The organism is Emcibacter sp., from assembly GCF_963675455.1.
Classification (GTDB): Bacteria; Pseudomonadota; Alphaproteobacteria; order Sphingomonadales; family Emcibacteraceae; genus Emcibacter.
Genome location: NZ_OY776217.1, coordinates 3,387,172 through 3,406,079 on the forward strand (window position 1 = coordinate 3,387,172; position 18,908 = coordinate 3,406,079).

Annotated in this window: 19 protein-coding genes; 8 read left to right on the forward strand and 11 right to left on the reverse strand. The window is 55.1% G+C overall.

Annotated features, from left to right (window positions below; genetic code table 11):
• Positions 1-145: 145 nt before the first annotated feature.
• From groL to ACORNT_RS15885, 4 genes are all read right to left on the reverse strand, one after another.
• Positions 146-1,798 (reverse strand): chaperonin GroEL, encoded by a 1,653-nt coding sequence (groL, locus tag ACORNT_RS15870; protein ID WP_321393045.1) that lies wholly within the window; start codon positions 1,796-1,798, stop codon positions 146-148.
• A 76-nt stretch (positions 1,799-1,874) separates the two neighbouring features.
• A complete protein-coding gene (gene groES, locus ACORNT_RS15875) occupies positions 1,875-2,162 on the reverse strand; it encodes a co-chaperone GroES (protein WP_321393048.1) in 288 nt (95 codons plus the stop codon).
• Between the two features lie 225 nt (positions 2,163-2,387).
• A complete protein-coding gene (locus ACORNT_RS15880; RefSeq protein WP_321393051.1) occupies positions 2,388-3,278 on the reverse strand; it encodes a DUF4238 domain-containing protein in 891 nt (296 codons plus the stop codon).
• A gap of 77 nt (positions 3,279-3,355) precedes the next feature.
• Positions 3,356-3,916: a TetR/AcrR family transcriptional regulator gene (locus tag ACORNT_RS15885; RefSeq protein WP_321393053.1), complete on the reverse strand. Its 561-nt coding sequence runs from the start codon at positions 3,914-3,916 to the stop codon at positions 3,356-3,358.
• A gap of 151 nt (positions 3,917-4,067) precedes the next feature.
• On the opposite strand from ACORNT_RS15885, the gene ACORNT_RS15890 reads away from it, so the two are divergent.
• The 4 genes from ACORNT_RS15890 to ACORNT_RS15905 are packed head-to-tail and all read left to right on the forward strand — an operon-like array spanning position 4,068 to position 6,735.
• Positions 4,068-4,574, forward strand: a complete 507-nt coding sequence (locus tag ACORNT_RS15890; RefSeq protein WP_321393056.1) for an HPP family protein — start codon at positions 4,068-4,070, stop codon at positions 4,572-4,574.
• Positions 4,567-5,175: a glutathione S-transferase family protein gene (locus ACORNT_RS15895; protein WP_321393059.1), complete on the forward strand. Its 609-nt coding sequence runs from the start codon at positions 4,567-4,569 to the stop codon at positions 5,173-5,175. Before ACORNT_RS15890 ends, ACORNT_RS15895 begins: the two co-directional genes overlap by 8 nt.
• Before the next feature lie 4 nt (positions 5,176-5,179).
• Positions 5,180-6,073 (forward strand): pyridoxamine 5'-phosphate oxidase family protein, encoded by an 894-nt coding sequence (locus ACORNT_RS15900; protein ID WP_321393061.1) that lies wholly within the window; start codon positions 5,180-5,182, stop codon positions 6,071-6,073.
• A 50-nt stretch (positions 6,074-6,123) separates the two neighbouring features.
• On the forward strand, positions 6,124-6,735 hold the full coding sequence (locus ACORNT_RS15905) for a glutathione S-transferase family protein (RefSeq protein ID WP_321393064.1): 612 nt from the start codon (positions 6,124-6,126) through the stop codon (positions 6,733-6,735).
• Between the two features lie 37 nt (positions 6,736-6,772).
• Here ACORNT_RS15905 and ACORNT_RS15910 read toward each other — a convergent pair whose 3' ends face one another.
• From ACORNT_RS15910 to ACORNT_RS15920, 3 genes are read right to left on the reverse strand one after another with little or no spacing between them, the layout of a single operon-like run.
• Entirely contained in the window at positions 6,773-7,228 is a 456-nt protein-coding gene (locus ACORNT_RS15910; RefSeq protein ID WP_321393067.1) for a hypothetical protein, read from the reverse strand.
• On the reverse strand, positions 7,228-7,758 hold the full coding sequence (locus ACORNT_RS15915; protein ID WP_321393070.1) for a tetratricopeptide repeat protein: 531 nt from the start codon (positions 7,756-7,758) through the stop codon (positions 7,228-7,230). Before ACORNT_RS15915 ends, ACORNT_RS15910 begins: the two co-directional genes overlap by 1 nt.
• A 16-nt stretch (positions 7,759-7,774) precedes the next feature.
• Positions 7,775-8,104 (reverse strand): DUF1491 family protein, encoded by a 330-nt coding sequence (locus ACORNT_RS15920; protein WP_321393072.1) that lies wholly within the window; start codon positions 8,102-8,104, stop codon positions 7,775-7,777.
• Between the two features lie 89 nt (positions 8,105-8,193).
• Here ACORNT_RS15920 and ACORNT_RS15925 point away from each other — a divergent pair, with 89 nt between their 5' ends.
• The gene (locus tag ACORNT_RS15925) at positions 8,194-9,030 is read left to right on the forward strand and encodes a helix-turn-helix transcriptional regulator (RefSeq protein ID WP_321393075.1); all 837 of its coding nucleotides are present in this window, start codon (positions 8,194-8,196) and stop codon (positions 9,028-9,030) included.
• 13 nt (positions 9,031-9,043) lie between these two features.
• Here ACORNT_RS15925 and ACORNT_RS15930 read toward each other — a convergent pair whose 3' ends face one another.
• Positions 9,044-9,766 carry a class I SAM-dependent methyltransferase gene (locus ACORNT_RS15930; protein ID WP_321393078.1) on the reverse strand — a complete coding sequence of 241 codons (723 nt, stop codon included), beginning with the start codon at positions 9,764-9,766 and terminating at the stop codon, positions 9,044-9,046.
• 140 nt (positions 9,767-9,906) lie between these two features.
• Here ACORNT_RS15930 and ACORNT_RS15935 point away from each other — a divergent pair, with 140 nt between their 5' ends.
• On the forward strand, positions 9,907-10,311 hold the full coding sequence (locus tag ACORNT_RS15935; protein WP_321393081.1) for a hypothetical protein: 405 nt from the start codon (positions 9,907-9,909) through the stop codon (positions 10,309-10,311).
• Between the two features lie 175 nt (positions 10,312-10,486).
• Positions 10,487-11,530, forward strand: coding sequence for an MBL fold metallo-hydrolase (locus ACORNT_RS15940; protein WP_321393083.1), 1,044 nt, complete (start codon positions 10,487-10,489; stop codon positions 11,528-11,530).
• A 2-nt stretch (positions 11,531-11,532) separates the two neighbouring features.
• Here the strand turns inward: ACORNT_RS15940 and ACORNT_RS15945 are convergent, their stop codons facing one another.
• From ACORNT_RS15945 to ACORNT_RS15955, 3 genes are read right to left on the reverse strand one after another with little or no spacing between them, the layout of a single operon-like run.
• Positions 11,533-15,477 carry a cobaltochelatase subunit CobN gene (locus ACORNT_RS15945; protein ID WP_321393086.1) on the reverse strand — a complete coding sequence of 1,315 codons (3,945 nt, stop codon included), beginning with the start codon at positions 15,475-15,477 and terminating at the stop codon, positions 11,533-11,535.
• A gap of 24 nt (positions 15,478-15,501) precedes the next feature.
• Entirely contained in the window at positions 15,502-15,834 is a 333-nt protein-coding gene (locus tag ACORNT_RS15950; RefSeq protein ID WP_321393089.1) for a DUF2149 domain-containing protein, read from the reverse strand.
• The gene (locus ACORNT_RS15955) at positions 15,821-16,381 is read right to left on the reverse strand and encodes a MotA/TolQ/ExbB proton channel family protein (protein WP_321393093.1); all 561 of its coding nucleotides are present in this window, start codon (positions 16,379-16,381) and stop codon (positions 15,821-15,823) included. The genes ACORNT_RS15950 and ACORNT_RS15955 overlap by 14 nt, the downstream gene beginning before the upstream one ends.
• 238 nt (positions 16,382-16,619) lie before the next feature.
• On the opposite strand from ACORNT_RS15955, the gene ACORNT_RS15960 reads away from it, so the two are divergent.
• Positions 16,620-18,806, forward strand: coding sequence for a TonB-dependent hemoglobin/transferrin/lactoferrin family receptor (locus tag ACORNT_RS15960; RefSeq protein WP_321393097.1), 2,187 nt, complete (start codon positions 16,620-16,622; stop codon positions 18,804-18,806).
• Positions 18,807-18,908 lie beyond the last annotated feature (102 nt).

Sequence of the window (18,908 nt, forward strand, 5' to 3'; positions counted from 1 at the left end):
TCCTGGAAATATTACCTACTGATTTACGGTGTGATTAACGGTGACGATTTACGGTGACAGTAACCGAATTATCTCTTCCCCAATAGAAAAGGGCCGCGCGGTTGCGCAGCCCTTCCCTGTAATCTTTGGGTATGACGCGTCAGGCTTAGAAGCCCATGCCGCCCATGCCGCCCATACCGCCCATGCCGCCCATGTCAGGCATGGCAGGACCACCTTTGTCGTCCGGAATTTCGGCAACCATGGCTTCGGTGGTGATCAGCAGACCGGCAACAGAGGCCGCATCCTGCAGAGCCGTACGCACAACCTTGGTCGGGTCAATGATACCGGCCGCGACGAGGTCGCAATATTCTTCTTTCTGAGCATTGAAACCATAGTTCGGATCATTGCTTTCGAGAAGTTTACCGGCGATCACGGCACCGTCTTTACCGGCGTTTTCAGCGATCTGGCGAACCGGCGCTTCGAGGGCGCGACGCACGATGGCAACACCAACATTCTGGTCGGCGTTTTCGCCTTCAAGACCTTCGAGAACGCGTGTGGCATACAGCAGAGCCGTACCACCACCGGGCACAATGCCTTCTTCAACAGCAGCGCGGGTGGCGTGCAGAGCATCGTCAACACGGTCTTTACGTTCTTTCACTTCAACTTCGGTGTTGCCACCGACCTTGATCACGGCAACACCACCGGCCAGTTTGGCCAGACGTTCCTGCAGTTTTTCACGGTCATAATCGGATGTTGTGCTTTCCACCTGGGAGCGGATCTGGCCGCAGCGGGCTTCGATCTCTTCTTTCGCGCCGGCGCCGTCAACAATTGTTGTGTCGTCTTTGCTGATGGTGACGTTTTTCGCTGTACCCAGCATTTCCAGACCAACTGTTTCCAGTTTAATGCCGAGATCTTCGGACACAACCTGGCCACCGGTCAGTGTGGCGATATCCTGCAGCATGGCTTTGCGGCGATCGCCGAAGCCAGGGGCTTTCACAGCAGCGATTTTCAGGCCGCCGCGCAGTTTGTTCACAACCAGAGTGGCGAGGGCTTCGCCTTCTACGTCTTCTGCAATGATCAGCAGCGGACGGCCGGACTGGGCAGCAGCTTCGAGAAGCGGCAGCATGGGCTGCAGGCTGGACAGTTTGCTTTCGTGCAGCAGGATGTAGGGGTTATCAAGATCAACGATCATTTTTTCAGCGTTGGTGATGAAGTAAGGAGACAGGTAACCGCGGTCGAACTGCATGCCTTCAACAACTTCCAGCTCTGATTCCAGGCCTTTGGCTTCCTCAACGGTGATCACACCTTCTTTGCCGACTTTGTCCATGGCGTCAGCGATCATCTTGCCGACGGATACTTCGCCGTTGGCAGAGATGGAGCCAACCTGGGCAACTTCCTCGCTTGAGGAAATACCTTTGGAGCGGGCTTTCAGGTCTTCGAGCACTTTGGTCACCGCCAGGTCAACACCGCGGCGCAGGTCCATCGGGTTCATGCCGGCGGCCACGGCTTTCATGCCTTCCTTGATCAGGCTCTGGGCCAGAACAGTGGCAGTGGTTGTACCGTCACCGGCCACATCGTTGGTGCGGCTGGCTACTTCACGGACCATCTGGGCGCCCATGTTTTCATATTTGTCTTTGAGTTCGATTTCCTTGGCCACAGAAACACCGTCTTTGGTGATGCGCGGGGCGCCGAAGGATTTTTCGAGAAGAACGTTACGGCCTTTCGGGCCGAGGGTCACTTTGACGGCATTGGCCAGCGTATCAACACCTTTAAGGATGCGTCCACGGGCGTCAGAACCGAATTTTACTTCTTTTGCCATTTTAAATTCCTTTGTGTCTTTTAAATCTGTCGCGAGAACCGGGGTTCAATCGCGCTTAAGAATTTCCGGATGCGAATTATTCGATAATGCCGAGAATATCGGATTCTTTCATGATCAGAAGGTCTTCACCTTCGACCTTGACTTCGGTGCCGGACCATTTGCCAAACAGGACGGTATCGCCTGCTTTTACATCCAGTGCTGTCACAGTGCCGTCTTCGGCTTTGTGGCCGGAACCTACGGCAACGATTTCACCCTGGCTTGGTTTTTCCTGGGCGGTGTCCGGCAGAATGATGCCACCGGCGGTTTTCTGTTCTGCGTCGACGCGACGAACCAGAACGCGGTCATGCAAAGGACGAAATGCCATTTCGTAATTCCCTCTATTTTGTTGGGTTGAAGTTAAAGGTTAGCACTCACTCCCTTAGAGTGCTAACAGCTGCCTAGAGAGATAAGCCATGGGAAGAGAGAGTCAAGGGGATCGGGTGAAAAAACTTCACCTTTTTGTGATTTTTTTGAGAGAGAGCGGGAGATGCCCTCCTCTGTCAGTCATATATGGACGCGGGAGAGAGAATTGCAAGACGAAGGTCACGGATTAATTATCTTCAAAATTAACAGCCGCTGCCAACAAACCATCCATCCAAGGATGCTTACTATAGTCTAAGAAATAATAAACATTATCGGTGAATTCTTTTGAGATCACAGGTTGTTCACTTCGAAAATAAATATACCTCCGAGAATAAATTTGTGTAATTTCATTGCAAAGGTTCACTTCATTCGGCGTTAGTTGAATGGTTACAACTTCTGGCATTGAGAAATATGGTCCAGATGGCCGCACAAATGCGATAGCCATCCCAGGAGTAAGAGGAACAAAACACTTACAGGGCAATAAGGGATTAGGGCCATCTATATCCTGTAAAAAACCCTCGCCAAAAATAAACTCTCGAGAGTCTGAAAACATTACTATGATTTTCCCACTCGCCCGAAGACTGGCAATCATTTCTGGATATTTAATTTGGATATTACGTAACTCCAAAACTTTTAAATCATTGGAATCTCTGAACGGTAAATCCGGAAGAAATTCATTTCTAAAAGCTTTCTGTTCGAGCGTTAATTTATGCCTAAACCCCGGACTACGCACAATGAGCGATGCAATACTTTCTGCGAAATCATTTTTACTCTTTGAATCAAACGAACCTGCTTTAAATCTTTTCATGTAAGCCATCTCTTCATTCGACGGCTTTGCCTCCAGACTGTTCAGTGCATCAACGACAAAAGATATTCTGTCATCAGCGGCTTGAAAACTCGATTCAATAGAATGGCTCCAAGGCCCCTCTAAATCTATATAGTGGTGATTGCCAACTACCCCAAATTTGGCTGGTGCCCCCCTTACTAAATCACCTTCCGAAGATAATCTGCAAACCTTTCCTTCATTGTCCATCCAAAATTTGGAAAGCGCCTTTGGCCAGTAATGATCTTTAGTCAAAAATATGCTCCAGCTTAAGCCAATTATTTAGATAAGGAGCTTACCATAAATTCACATATTTTAGTAAAGGCTCAAAATTAAGCCCTATACGGCAGCAGGTGGCGGACCATTTCGCGCATGGTTTCGATGGCCGGTTCCGGGCCGAACAGCTTGGCGCCCTGGATGGCGCCGTCGATGATGACCATCAGTTGCCGGGCAAAGGAGATCGGATCCTTGAGCCCCATGTCGGCGCCGAGGGTGGCGAACTGTTTCAGGCTGCGTTCCTTGTGGGTCTTGATGGCCCTGAACACCGGACTTTTCGGATCGGCATATTCCGCCGCCCCCTTCAGGAACATACAGCCGTTGAATTCCGGCGAGCGGAACCATTCCTCGTAAATCTCCAGCCAGACCTTGAGCCGGCCGACCGGTTTCTTGTCCCAGCCGACAGTTTTCTGCCGGTACTGGTCGGCAAACCAGGCCTCGCGCCGCTGCAGGACCGCCACCACCAGATCGTCCTTGGACTTGAAATGATTATAAAGGGTCATTTTGGCGACGCCGGATTCCTTCAGAATCGTATCAATGCCGGTGGCGTGATAACCGTCCCGGTTAAACAGCTTTACCGCCGTCTCCACAAGATGATCTTTGCGTGATGAGGCCATCAAATAATCCCATACAAACCTGTCTATTTTATCTGTCAAAAACCATATTCCTTTTTCGTCCTCCTTGCAACTTTTCACTTTTATTGAAGAAATATCTTGAATATAGACAGACCTGTCTGTATATATCAAAACAACAACGGAGAACAACGCTATGCAGAACTCACAATCACTCCCGGAGACCCTGCGCCGGAATTTCCCCAACCTGTTCTGGCCCTGGTTTGGCGGGGCAGTCGCCATCAGCCTGCTGGGCCTCGTGACCAGCACATCCGGCGTTCCGCTGCTGATGGCGCCGTTCGGCGCAAGCTGCGTTCTCGTTTTCGGTCTTCCCAAAAGCCCGCTGGCTCAACCCCGAAACGTCATCGGCGGTCATATCCTCACCGCCCTGACCGGATTTATCTTCTTGTATCTGTTCGGGGACAGCTGGTGGGCCATGGGACTGGCTGTCGGCACGGCAATCGCCCTGATGCAACTGACCCGGACAACCCACCCCCCGGCCGGGGCAAACCCGATCCTGGTGATGATGTCCGCGCCGGCAGCCCCTTTCCTTATATTCCCCGTCCTCTCAGGCGCCCTGATCGTGGTGCTGACAGGATTGTTGGTGAACAACCTCTCCTCCACCCGAAGCTACCCCCTCAAGAAAGGAAACCAAGATGTATAAACTCTATGATCTCTCCCTGTCCGGCCATTGCCATCGCGTGCGCCTGTTCCTGAACCTGCTCGGTCTCGACTATGAAGCGGTCCCTGTGGACCTTCTGTCCGGCGAGCATCTGCAGGAGGCCTACCTCAAACGCAACCCCTTCGGCAAGGTGCCGGTGCTGGAAGACGACGGTTATCTGGTCCGGGAGTCCAATGCCATCCTGGTTTATCTGGCGCTCAAGCATCGGGCCCGGGACTGGTACCCGGTGGTCGACGACGCCAAAACTGCCGCCGAAATCCAGCAATGGCTCAATGTGGCCGCCAACGAGGTGCTGCAGGGCCCGGCCAAGGCCTATGTGGCCCGGGTGTTCGGCGGCGGTGACGAGGCCTGGAACGAAGGCGTAGAGAACAGCCACAAGCTTTATGCCCTGATGGAGCCGCTGCTGGAAGGGCGCGACTGGCTGGTGGGCGATCATGGCACCCTGGCCGACATCGCCATGTACAGCTATATCTCCCGCGCGCCTATCGCCGGGGTGGATATTTCCGGCTATGCCAACATTCAGCGCTGGCTTGACAATGTGGAGGGCCTTGAAGGCTTTGTCGCCATGCCCGACCCGGCATAAGGCCATGGACAATCTTACCCCCAATATGACGGAGCTCTCCCCCTTTCACAAGGGGGAGCAGCACCTGCAGGAAATCACCGGACGGCGCCGTCTCACGGAAAAGATCGGCCGCAATTTCATTCGTCCCTATCTCACGGAACAGCACCAGGATTTTTTTCGGGAGCTCCGCTATCTATTTCTGTCGCGGCGGGACGGGGACGGCTGGCCCCTGCCCCTGTTCCTGCAGGACGACCTGCCCCTGATGACCGTGCCCGATGATCAGCACCTGATCCTGCACGGGCCGCCCGGCGATCTGCAGGAAGGGCAGCGGCTGGGCGTGCTCGGCCTGGACCTCACCAACCGGCGGCGCAACCGGGTCAACGGCCGGATCATCGCCCGGGAAGAGGATCTCATCATCCTGCGGGTCGACCAGGCCTATGGCAATTGTCCCCAGTATATCGACCTTGAAGACGTAGGGCGGCTTCCTGCCCCGGGCCCGGAAGTGACTCTGACGTATCTGACCCCGGAACTGGAGGGTTTCATCCGCGCAAACCGGCGTTTCTTTATCGCCAGCGGCTATAACGGACACCTGAATGACGTGCTCAGCGGCATGGATATCTCCCACCGCGGCGGCGTGCCCGGTTTTGTCCAGGTTGTCGCGCCGGACCGGCTGATCTTCCCCGACTATTCGGGCAATAATTTCTTCAACACCCTTGGCAATATCCTGATGGATGGAAAGGCAGGACTGATGTTTATAGATTTTCTGAGTGGCGCGCGCCTTCGTATTCTCGGCAAGGCCCGGATAATCTTCAAAAACTTCGAAGAAGCCGGCTGGACGCCCGACCCGGACGCGCCGGAGGCAAACCGGCTGGTCGAAGTTGAGATTGAAAAAGTGCTTCATGCACCGGGCGGGCCATAGTCTTACCACAAATCTTTCTATAATGGACCGGGTAATTGAGAGGGTCAGCCATGTATAAACTCTATGAAATGGCCTATTCCGGGCACAGCCACCGGGTCCGCCTGTTCCTGTCCCTGCTGGGGCAGGACTATGAAAGCCGGCCGGTGAGCCTGCGTGACGGCGAGCACCTGACCGACGCGTATAAAAAGATCAATCCCTTCGGCAAGATCCCGGTGCTTGACGATGACGGCCATCTGGTCCGGGAATCCAACGCCATTCTGGTCTATCTGGCCCTCAAACACAAAGCCCGGGAATGGTATCCTGTCGATGATCCGGCCCGGGCGGCGGAAGTGCAAATGTGGCTCAATGTGGCCGCCAACGACATCCTGCAGGGCCCGGCCAAAGCCTGGATCGCCACCATGTTCGTGCCCGATGAGACCGCCGTCCGGGACGGGCTTGAGGCAAGCCGCAAGCTATTAGGCGTTATGGACGGTCTTCTCGATGGCCGCGACTGGCTCGTAGGCGACGGCCCGACCATCGCCGATGTGGCCAATTACTCGCATATTTCCAAGGGACCTCTGATCGGCCTCGACCTCGAGCCTTATCTGAACGTGCTGCGCTGGCAGAAAAATATCGAGGCCCTGCCCCGCTTCATCGCCATGCCGACCCCGGAGAAGTACTGAGCGACTAGATGTAAGCCAAGAACATCGTCTGAGAATATTAATTATTGTCTCGCTTTACCCCCAATATGGTCTGTAATTTCTCCTGAAAAATAACTTCTAATTTTTTTTCATTGTGTGCGTTCCAAACAAATCTATCGAACAATTCTTTTGCAGCGCTTTCAATGACCCGAATAGTTTCTTCTTGTGTTTTACCGGTAAAAGGCCACTGTATTTTAGCTCCCGAAGAAACAAAGACAGGAGGCATGATTTTGAACTGATACAAGAACTTTATTCCCGAGTTTTCGAACTTATCTCCTTCCTCTACTTCGGTGATATCTTCCCCAATCCCGAAGGCTCCAATATTCTCCAACTCCTCCCCTACTAGTAAATTCACCGAAAATCCGCCAAAATAGTCACGGATATGCCCCCCACCCAACATCTGGTAGATGAAAATATGGTTGTCAGAATCATAGAGTCCTGTAACATCGCGAAATCTCTTTTCAATATAGGCCATCACAATTCCTTCATTTCCCGAAACTCTCGCTCGAGCTTGTCAAATTCTTTCTTGGCCGCCGCATGCCCTTGCTCCGCCGACCGGCCGAACCAGAGATGGGCAAAGCCGTTATCCTGCTTGCGGCCGCGGCCCTCAAGATACATCATGCCGAGCCGGTATTGCGCTTCAGCATTCCCCTCTGACGACGGCCCCTTCTGCACCGGCCGGTTATAGAGATAGTTATATTCGAGGCCCGTTTTCGACCGCGCCGCCTTCTCATACCAGTCCGCCGCTTTGTCCAGATCGACCTCGACCCCAAGCCCCAGTTCATAGGCAAGGCCAAGGCGATACATGGCTTCCTCATCGTCCTGGCCCGCCCGGCAACGGTAATAGCTAAACAACTGCGCCTGATCCTCGACTTGGCCAAGCTGTGGATTTCCAGACAGGGGTTTCAGTCCCTCAGGCAGGCGGGAGCCGCAAGGATCACCCATCATGCATCCCGAAAGCAGCAGCGGTGCGATCAGGATTAGTAAATTCAGCTTTTTCATCATTCCCCCCTTGCCGCCGTCAGCCCTGCGGCCGGTAGATCCCCTTCGGGTCCTCGACCTCGATCACCCACAGGTCCTCGTCATAATCGCGCTGGCGGGCAATGTAAGTGTCGGCTTTGTCTTCCGGCACCGGGTCATCGCCGAGCGGGCAGCGCCAGACCATCACCCCGTCCAGGTCCCGCGCCTGGGTATAAAGGATACAGCCGGGGCCGAAAAGGTTCTGCTTGATCAGTACAAGACCCCGGTCCGCATCCCCCTTGTGCAGCACCATGGCGCTGATCAGTTCCACGTCCAGCCGCCTGATTTCCGCCGACACCCAGATCGAGGTTTTTAATCTTTCTTCGAACATAAACCCTCTTTGGCTTCAAACATACAATACCCATAGACATTTAATTCCGGCTCACTATAAACTCGAGAAGCATCGGGAGGAAACGAAAAGTGTCAACAAGCGGGACAGACCAGTGGCTGGCGAAACTGACCAGCACCATCTGCAAACTGGGCCGGGCCGGGTTCGAGGAAACCCTGTTCGAGCTGGTCAACCTGGCCGTCACCGTGGATCACTGTACGGTTTTCATCAACAGCCCCGAGGGCCAGACCGAGCATCTGTTCACCCAGAGCCGGCTTGATGAGGAGACCTGCAACAGGCTCGCCCGCGCCTATGTGTCGGACTTTTGGGCCCGGGATCCGCAACTGGCGCCAATGACCGAAGACGGCGCACCATCGGAAGGGGATCAGCTTACCGTGCTGGGCAAAACCGACACGGCGGGCTATCCGGAAGATTACCGCAAACAGTTTTTCGAAAAGACCGGCCTGATCGACAAGGTCTCCAGCCTGCTGCAAACCAGCGCCTTTAATATTTACTGCAGCTTTTACCGGCTGGAACAGTCCGGCCCCTTTTCGGAACAGGATTTCAGGGAGCTTTCCCGGCTGCTGCCGCTGCTGACCAACCTGATTTTCAAGCATTCCCGCCTGACCCAGTTCCGCGACAAACCGGCAGATCCCATTGTCACCAGCGTACCGCTGGGCCGGTCGCCGGATTTGATGAACCGGCTTTTGCATGAACAGAGCGAGGTCTTCGGCCAGTTGACCGATCGGGAACGGGAAGTCTCTGTGCGCATCATCCAGGGCTATACATCCGAGGCTATTGCACTCGATCTGGGTGTGGCCATTTCCACCGTTCATACCTACCGCAAGCGGGCCTATGCCAAGCTTGGCATTTCCTCACAGAACGAACTGTTCAGCCTGATCCTGGAACGGATGCCGGTTGCGACTTGATAAATGCACCTGATCACACTTTGTCCTTGCCTGCCTTCATGGCCAGGAAGGCAGCACCAAATGTTGTGATAGGGCCAAGCTTCGGGTCAATCTTCTTCAGGAGGCGTGCCGCAAACAACGACCTGGGATAATAAATAGCGCCGCGGATCTCGATGACCCGCAATCCGGCATTTTCAGCCAGCGAACGCAATTCCGGTGCCGTCCGGAACCGGGCCCGACGCCAGAGTTTCGAACCGAACCAGGCGCGAAACCGGCGTTGTACCGCCCACAGGCTCCACTTTCCAAGCTCGCCGATGACCAGACAGCCACCCGGTCGCAGGACACGTGCAATTTCGGCAAAGACCGGTGCCGGATCAACGACAAAACACAGGATTGTTTTGGCAAGAACGATATCAAACTGCTGATCGCTGAACGGCAGGGCTTCGGCTGTGGCGACATAAAAATGCGCATCGGGAAAATGCGCATCGGGCTGATCGCGCGCAGCCTGTGCCGTCGCCGCTTCAATCATTTTTTCGGAGATATCCACCCCGGTTATCCGCGCCCCGCGCCGGGCAAGTTCAATCGCATTCGTGCCATCACCGCACCCGACATCCAGGATGTCCCTGCCAGCGGGATCGCCCATCATTTCATTGAGTACCCGATCCTCAAGCGTCTCGGTAAGTTGACCAATCTCTGACGCCCGCCATTGGGCATAAATATCGGGATCGAGGTCCAATTCTTCTCTCTTTGCCGTCACTGGCATACCTTTCGCGCTGACAGGCCCGGAATATTTTGTCATACTTCATATCTACAAGTGTGCTGCACCGCAGTCCAAAGTCAAGTATCTGCTTTGGACAATCTCTGTTCAATCAAAAATTCGGAAGGGAAAGGAAAATCATGAAAGACAAAACCCTGAACGCCCTGAACGAGGCTCTTGAAGATGAATATAAAGCCCGGGCAACCTACAGAAAAGTGATTGAGACCTTTGGCGAGATTCGGCCGTTCGTCAATATTGTTGAAGCAGAAGATCGTCACGCCCAGGCTCTGCTGCGCCAGTTTGAACGCCTAGGCTTTGAACCACCTGAGGATCGCTGGGATGGACAGATTAAGGCCCCCGCGTCAATAAAAGACGCCTGTGCCGAAGCCATCGATGCCGAAATAGAAAATGCGGAAATGTATGATCGTCTTTTGAAAGAAGTTGAGGACCCTTCCGTCCGTAACGTTCTTCTTAACCTGCAGGATGCTTCGCAAAACCGTCATCTTCCGGCTTTTCGCAGATGTCTGGGAAGATATTCGGAATAAGTGCCCTGCCCTGATTGCATTCCACGACAGTCCGTCAGCCACCATTGTCAGCCGGACGCCGGTCAGCTATACAAAATTCGCAGGGGAGCCAGTCACATTTGGCGTTCGCCGTGTCTTTTCATTTCCTTCCAGCCGTTCTATATCTTGAATAATCAGACTTACCAGAGGAACCTCCATGACCAGACCTAACCGCCCGCAGATGCAATATCCTTTCTCTGACGATCTGGAATATGCCAGCCCGGAAATGGTGGCGGAAGGGGTCTATCGCTGTCGTATCCCGCTGGAGTTCGGCCCCCCCTATATCAACAGCTGGCTGCTGGAAGAGGAGGATGGCTGGACCGTGGTGGATACGGGCATGGGCACGGAGGTATCCTCCAACGCCTGGCGGAAAGTGTTTAAAAACTTCCTGGGCGACAAACCGGTAAACCGCCTGATCGCCACCCACATGCATCCGGACCATCTGGGGCTGGCCGGCTGGATCTGCCATAAATGGAACATTCCGCTGCATATGTCGCAAACCGAATATCTCATGGCCCGGACCCTGATTGCCGACACCCACCATGACGTACCGGACGAAGCAACGACCTTTATCCATGCGGCCGGGTACACCGGGGAACAGGAGGATATGTACCGGGCCGAATTCGGCAAGTTCGGCAGCGTGATCCGCACCCTGCCCCATGCCTTCCACCGGCTTAAGGACGGCGACCGCCTGACCATTGGCGGCGTGGACTGGAATGTTGTGATCGGCCGCGGCCATTCACCGGAGCATGTCTGCCTGCACTGCCCGGAAAAAAACCTGTTTATTGCCGGCGATCAATTGCTACCGGAAATTTCCTCCAACATCAGCGTCTGGCCGACGGAACCCGAGGCAAATCCACTGAAAGACTGGCTCGAGTCCTGTGCGAAACTGAAAGATTACCTGCCAGAGGACGTGCTGGTCCTGCCGGCCCACGGCAATCCCTTCAGGGGGGCCAGGGAACGGCTGGCCTATCTGATTGCCGATCATGAGGAAAATCTCGCCAAGCTACTTGAACTGTGCCAAACGCCGGTCCGGGTCCCGGACTGTTTTGTCACCCTGTTCAAGCGCGAGTTACCCGACGACAAGATCAACCTGGCGACCGGCGAAACCATCGCCCACCTCAATTACCTGATCCATGACGGCAGCATCATCCGCGAAACGGATGACAAAGGCGTCAACCATTATCGCCGGGCGGAGTGACGCTACTCCGCCGGCACGGCGCTGAACCCGCTTGAGCCGCCGGAACGGCGGCCGGCCTGATGGATCGCGCCGCCGACAAAGAACAGCAGGCACAGCCCGAAGCTGGCCATCAGCAGAATATTCCACTCACTCTCAGTTACCTCGGTTTTTTCCACCTTCTTCAGTTCGCGACCTTCCACCGGCTGGCTCATCTGCCCCTGAGACGCTGCACTCGGTGCCGGAAGGGCAGCAGAAAGACCAAACCCGGCGGCCTCGGCATTGACAAAATCAGCCAGCTTTTCGTTCTCCACGATCAGGTCATATGTGTTGACCAGCTCAATCAGCCGCTCCACCAGCACCTGCCGGGTTTCGTCACTGGCGTCCCAATAATCCTTGCGCACCGCTTCCAGCATACGTTCGATGATCTGGGCCTGGGCGCCGGGGTTTACTTTTTCAAACCATTCCTGAATGCCGAGATCGAACTTGTCGTTGACATAGATCTCGGCAAATTCCTGCCACTGGTCGGCCCGCACCAGATTGGGATCAACCACCTGCCAGCCCCAGAAATTGGTGATCTTGCCTTCCATGGTGGTCGCCCCCGAATAGCCTTCCTTCATCATTTCGCTGACCCAGCGGCTGTGCTGGGTGCGGGTGCGCAGTTCCTTGGCCAGGAACTGGGCGGCATCCTCGGCCCGCGGATTTTTGGCGTCCCGCAGGTTGGAAATGACCATGTCCGGGCTCTTGCCGTCCAGGTTGCGAATGGCTAGTGACAGGCCGCCAAAATACTCAAAGGGATCGTCGCTGGAAATCATGCCATAGAGGTTGGACGAACGGGCAAACATGGCCACATCGGTGCCGGACAGCTGCTTGCCGTAGATATTGACGCCCTCCACTTTCTCACCCCAGCGGTCGGGATCGGCCCCGTAAGCGTTGCCCATTTTGGCCATGTAATTATCGGCGATTTTAGCGTCCGTTTCCCAAGTATCGCTGGCTCGAACCGCATCATCAACGCCGGAGCCGTAAGTGCCGCTTTCACCGGAGAACACCCGCACGGTGGAGAAATAGTCCGCATCCTCCTCGCTCATGCCCTCGGCCAGAAGTTCTGCCCTGACCCGCTGGCTGTTGTCCCAGATGGAGTTATTGGCTTCCCTGAGCTCGGCCACCTGCTTCACCGCCTCGGCCAGCCGCAGCACCACATTGGGGAAGGCATCCCGGTACAGCCCGGTGGCCGACAGCACCACGTCGACCCGGGGCCGCTTCAATTCCCGCATGGGGATGATTTCAGTGCCGGTGACAATGCCGCTGTCGCTCCAGACCGGACGCACCCCCATGGCATAAAGCGCCTGGCTTTCCAGCACGCCATAATGACGCATGGCCTCGATGGACCAGAGGGAAAAAGCCAGCTTATCGGGATAACGGCCATGCTGTATGTAATAATCGCTGATCACGCCCTCGACCAGTTCCTTGCCCTGTTCCCAGGCGGCCCTGGTCGGCAGGCGGGCTGGATCGAAGCCATAGAGGTTGTAGCCGCTGGCAAGAGAGTCCGGAGACCGTACAGGATCACCGCCAGTCTTGACCGGAATATAATTACCGTTGAGCCCCGCGACCAGATGGGGCATTTCCCGGATGCCTTCCATGCGGTTGTAGTAATCGCGGCCCTTTTCCATGTCGGCCTGTAATTCTTCATCCAGGTCGCCGATATCCTTGCCCAGGATCACATAGTCGCGCACGGTCCTGAAACCGGCCAAATCCTCCAGATTATCGGCCTTGCTGTCGAGGTGGTCGGTGCCAGACTCTTCCGCAGACCCATAATCGTCGCCCTCGATTTCCCGCGCCCGGGTCACGAAATCCCGGCCCAGCATCTGGACAATGGTGGAGGTCACCAGATCCGGTTCAGCCAGTTCGCCGAAGGTATGCAGGCCCAGCGGCTGGTTGGCATTGGCCACATCCTCCAGATAGAGATGCAGCTGTTCCAGGAAATGATCAAAGTCTGCCGCGATGTCGGTTTCCGTCAGGCCCAGGTCGTCACAGACCTTGCTTTCAAAACAGATTTGCTTGAGCTGTTCTCCGGTTTTCTGTTTCACCCCGCCGTCATCCAGCGACTTATACTGGTGCATCAGTTCATGCACATTGGCGGTCTCGCCTTCCAGTCCGGCGGCGGCGAAAGGCGGCGTCATATGGGCCACGACAACGGCGCTGCCGCGACGCTTGGTCTGCATGGCCTCGCCCACATCGTCAATGATGAAAGGATACATGACCGGCGTGTCCCAGACGGCCAGGTTGCCCTGGTCATAACGGGACAGGCCCCGCTCCTTGCCGGAAAGATATTCCTGACTACCATGGGTGCCGAGATGGATGATGGCGTCGCTGTTCCAGAACTTGCGAGCATAATAATAGGCGGCCAGATAATAATGGTTCATGGGCACCGTGCCCTGGTGATAGATCAGCTTGTCCTGGTCCTTGTCGTCGGAGCGCGGCGGCTGGCGCATCACCAGCATATTGCCGTTGCGGATCCGGGGCAGCACGAAGAAGGCCTCGCCGTCCCGCTTCACCACCATAAAATTATCCTCGGCCTTGCCCCAGAAATCATTGATCGGTTTGGTGACGTCTTCCGGCAGGCTGTTGAACCAGTCGAGATAATCCTTCACCGGCATCAGTTCCGCCAAGTCGTCCTTTAGCAGTTCGTCCAGTTCATAGTCCCGGTAGAAGGGATTGAGGATACGGTCGACGGGATCGGTGAAATAGGTACTGTCGACCTTGTTGACACCATAACCCGCCTCATTGAGGTTGGCGCTGATGGACCGCAGGCTCTGTTCGATATTGAGGAAAGAGGCGCCCATATCCTTGTCGCCCCAGACCATAACGGCCAGTTTCTTTTCCCCATTGGGCTTGTGGCGCAAGGCGGCATATTTCAGGGCGCGGGAGACCAGATGGTCCAGCTGATAATCGATCACTTCGGCCCGGCCAGTCTGCTTGTTCACCGCCGCCACGATCACCGGATCAATCACCCCGGCGCTCTCCGGAAGCACAAGAACGAAAGGTGTCATGGTGGCCGAGATACCCTGGCTGTCCTGTTCCCAGTCTGCCTGACTGCCGTCAAAATAGGTCAGCGCCTGCATCACCGGCACGCCAAGACGTTCGAATTCCTCTTTCCGCTTGCCAGCCCAGTGAATAGAGCGAAAGTTCACGATGACGTCGATGATCGTTTCGCCGTCCTTCTGCAGCATCGGCACATAGTCACTGGACCGGGGACTGACCTCGAAAAAGAAGGGGATGGCCAGCGCCCCCTTTTCCTCGATCCGGGCAATGGCCGCATCGACCACATCCGTATTGACGGATTCAATCTGGGACCGTTGCAGGAGGACGCCGACGACAGACTCTTGACCATCGAGCTCCACACCCCGCCAGTTCAGATAGGACCCGACATCCTGAAAGATAAGTCCTTCATATCCGGGAGCATAGATCCCCACTTCCGGATAGACCACCGGTGCCGGGACAGACGTTGAGCCATTACCGAAAACCTGATGGGCCAGATAATCGGCCATGCGGCTGAGGTTCACCTTGCCGCCATTGTCATAATAGTCATGCAGCGCCTGCGCCTGTTTCGTTGTCAGTCCCTTCACCAGGTCAGGGCTTTGCAGCCAGTTGACGGCCAGCAACCGGGCCTTTGCCGCCGCCACCGCCGGCAGGAATTTGCCGAAGGATTTTTCACTGCTGCGGGCGGAGGAATCATCCATTAGAACCAGATCGTAACCATTGAACCTGGCCAGCGCCTGCTCCCCGGTCTTGAAGTCCCGGGCATTCACTTCATCAAAGGAAATATCATGCCGGGCGGCAAACTCCTTGATCACCGTGATCTTGGCCGCATTGGCGTGAGTGCCCGACACATAGAGAATTTTGTGGGTCTGTCCCGCCAGTGAAGTTGTGGTCAAAGCCAGAAAGGCCATCAAGGTCAGCAGAATGCGCATGGTATTTTCCTGTAAATAATCAAACTAGTCAGCGGAACTTTCTGCAGTTCCCTCGTCAGGTACATAGATGATTGAGCCGTCCGGCATGCGGTAGGCAACACCCGCCTTGACGCCCTCACCGGAGCCGATATTGCCGGTGCTTTTATAGGTTTCGATCTTCTCGCCCTTTTTGATGATCATCTCCATATCTTCCTGGCCGGGGTTCTTGATCACCATGACATCATCATCCAGAAAGGGGTTGATCGGATTCTGGGCAATGGAAATCAGCAGTGCCGCAATCAGCACCAGGAAAACATCCACAAGATTGACCACCGACAGGGCCGGGTTGATGGATTCGTCTTCGTCAAGAAGCTTCACGGAGGGCCTCCTTTTCCTGTCCCGGTCCCTCGCTGCAGTTTTCCACATGGGGCAGCAGGGCCACCAGTTCCTGGGCCAGCCATTTCTTTTTGGTGCTGGCGATAAAGAAGGTGATGGAGGCCACCACAAGTCCGAAGATCACGGCGGAAAAAGCGACAATGAGGTTTTCACTGATGCCCTGCACGTCCCCGTCGGAAAGGCTTTTCAGCGCCGGGCCCATGGGAATCATGGTGGCGATCAGGCCGAGCATGGGCGCCACCCGGCTGACCATGCGTACGCCCTCCATTTCACCCAGCGCCGCGACATCCAGTTCGTCTTTGCTCACTTGGGGATTTTCCACCGCCAGCGCCGCCAGCGGATACCCTTTTGGCGTCTCTGCCGCCTGTGACCAAAGCCCGTTCTTCAGCAGCCTGCGAAACCTGGCTTTTCCCCGGCTACGCTGATAGCCCTGAACAAAAAAACCGCCCAAAGCATAAAGGCTGTAGAAAAACAACAGCACCAGCAGGATAAGGACCGGGGCCATAAACAGGTCTGATACCTGATACATTAATTCTTCAAGAGTCCGGATCACGAGACTACTCCACTCAATAATTATCTAATATATGGAAGGGGTTGCCCCTTCTTTTCAAACAATCTCCCTTATGCTCATACAGATCCCCGATCACTTTTGCAACTAATTTTGCGAATCATTATTAATACATTGACCCACCTCGCCATCCTTGTTACAAAAGTTGCGAATCATTATTAATTGTAAAAACAGCCCTCGGGCACCGGGAGTATATTTTATGAATAAATTAGCACTTTTATCCCTTTTGACCGCCAGCACCTCCTGCCTGGCATTACAGACCATTTCCTTCGCGGAAGAGCTCGACTCCGACCTTGGTCCCGAAGCCCCCCTCGAGGTTATTGTGGTTTCCGCCACCCGGACTGCAAACAGGCTTGTGGATGTCCCCGCGACAGTCAGTGTCATCACCGAGGAAAAGATCGATGCCCTGCTGTCCGATAATATTCGTGACATGCTGCGTTACGAGCCGGGCGTGGAAGCGACCAATGCCGGCCGTTACGGCCTTTCCGGTTTTAACATCCGTGGCCTGACCGGCAACCGGGTCAAGATCATGGTCGACGGCACAGAACAGTCAGAAGGCTTTGCCTCCGGTCCCTGGCTGAATTCGCCGCGTAATTTTGTTGATATTGATTCCCTGGAGCAAGTGGAAGTGCTACGCGGCCCGGCCTCAAGTCTGTACGGCAGCGACGCCATGGCCGGTGTGGTCGCCTTTACCACCAAAAGCCCGGCGTCCTACCTTGATAAGGACGGTAACGACACCGGCGGCGCGGCCAAAGCCCTCTATGACAGTGTCAGCAATACCACTGCCGAAACCCTGACCCTGGCCAACCGCACCGGCAAGCTGGAGAGCCTGATCCAGTACACCCGCCGCGACGGCAGCGAGACGGAAAATTTTGGTGAAAATTACAGCGACGCCCTCGGTAACGACCGCACCCTGCCCGATCCCTATGACTATTCCAGCGATAATATCCTGGCCAAAATTGAATATCAGGCGAGCGACGCCCACCGGCTTAACCTGGTCGGGGAATATTTCCGCTCCACCAGCTTCATTGAACTGAAATCCCTGGAGGGCCCCTCCTATAGTTCCTCCTATAACTATTCCAACTATACCGGGGATGACGAATATGAACGCAGGCATATCGGCCTGACACATGAATGGAACGCCAACAACATGCTGTTCGATACACTGGTCTGGGGTGTGGACTGGCAGGATAGTTCAGCTGAGGAACTGACCACCAACTACACGGAACGCTCCAGCTACCTCACCCGCCTGATTGACTACACCCACAGCGAGGAAGATTTCCAGGTTTCCGCCCAGTTTGACAAGATTTTCGGTAGTCATCACCTGACCTACGGCACCATTTTCCAGCACACGGAACAGGAAAACACCACCGATAAATATTATCCGGACATCGACCGGGATCCCGACATCGCCCGCTATACCCCGGTGGTGACCGGCAAAAGCTTCGGTCTTTACCTGCAGGACCAAATCAAACTTCTGGACGGTGACCTGCTGCTGACCCCGGGCGTGCGTTACGACAGTTTCAAGGCCGACCCGGAAGCGGATGACCGTTATACGGAGGAACTTGCCAGTCACAGCAGCGACAAGGTCACCTTCCGCCTCGGCGGTGTCTATAAAATCACCGATGTCGTCTCTGTTTTCGGACAGTTCAGCCAGGGTTTCAAGGCCCCGGAACTGATCCAGCTCTATCGGGAAGACCAGAGTTCCGCCTCCCGCGGGTATGTAACGCTGGCGAATCCGGACCTGGAACCGGAAAGCAGCGATTCCTTTGAAGCCGGCCTGCGCATCAACAACAAGGCAGGAAGCTTTGAACTGACCGGCTTTTACAGCACATATGACAATTTCATCGAACAGACGGTGGATCGTTCAGGTACCCCGACCATCTACCAGTATGTGAACTATAACGAGGCCACCATCAAGGGCATTGAGGCGAGAGCCGCCCTGTGGCTGGATCAACTCGTGGGCGCCCCCGAAGGGCTCGCATTCCAGGCCGCCTTCGCTTATGCCAGGGGTGATACGGAAATTGACGGCGAAAAAACGCCGATCGATTCCATTTCCCCGACCAAGGCGGTGTTTGGCCTGACCTATGATGCGCCTGATGAAATCTGGGGTGTCGGCGTCAACCTGACCCTGGTCGGCAGCAAAAGTGCAGACCGGGTGTCCGATGAAGATTATTTCACCCCGGACAGCTATGCCCTAGTGGACCTGACGGCCTATTACAACATCACCCCGGACCTGTCTTTGCGGGCGGCCCTGTTCAACATCACCGACAAGGAATACTGGATGTGGGAAGATGTGCGCGGGTATGCCAGTGATACCACTTATCTTGATCGCTTCAGCCAGCCGGGGCGTAATTTCTCCGCCAGCCTGAAATACAGCTTCTGATATCTTCCAGCTTCAGAAGAAAAAGCCCTGCTTTCGTAGCGGGGCTTTTTTTGACCGGTCGTACATAAAGGAAATCCTCCTCCCTGATTTATTCCGGTACCC